Here is a 597-nt window from a genome sequence, read left to right on the forward strand (position 1 = left end):
TATAGGGTCGGCGGCCTCGTGGCAGTGGTGATGTGTCGTGTCGTCGCTGGGGTGGAGGTCGGGGATGCCGTCGGTCGTGGGGCTGCTGGAGCAGCGTGAGCTCACTGCTCGCCGTCGTGTGGACGAGCTGCGGGAGGATGCCGACCGCATTCACGCCGAGCTGGATGTGGCCGAGCGGGAAAGTGGAACGAGTGGGTCATCGCCCGCTCGCGCGTGGGCGAGGTGCTGGCCCCGGACGACGACGCCGACGCCTCCGAGGACCAGGGCCATCCGGACGGGCCGCCGGTTCGTCCCGAGCCGGCGGAAGCGGCGAGGCGGAAGTCCGTGGTACCGATGTGGCGTGCGGGACTGGCCTGCTCGGCGCTCTCGGTGGACTATCAGCGCATCCTGCAGGCTCTCGCGGACCGGAGCCGGCTCGGTCAAGGACCTTTGACGTGCCAGGAGATGGCGGCCTGCTTCGGCCTGGACCAGGTGCCGGCGAAGGTGGAAGCGCTGCGGTCGAAGGCGAAGCGGCTGGTGGCCCGGGGTTGGCTGGTCGAGTCGGCGCCGGGCAAGTTCACGCTCGCGAAGGACGTGGCCGGGCAAGGCGGCGCGTCA

The 597-nt window shown here is 70.9% G+C and carries 1 pseudogene; it reads left to right on the forward strand.

The window, feature by feature from the left end:
• Nucleotides 1-64: 64 nt before the first annotated feature.
• Nucleotides 65-597, forward strand: a pseudogene (locus tag JK361_RS40675) (hypothetical protein); the annotation flags it as partial.

It is taken from the genome of Streptomyces musisoli (genome assembly GCF_016741855.1).
Lineage (GTDB): Bacteria > Actinomycetota > Actinomycetes > Streptomycetales > Streptomycetaceae > Streptomyces > Streptomyces musisoli.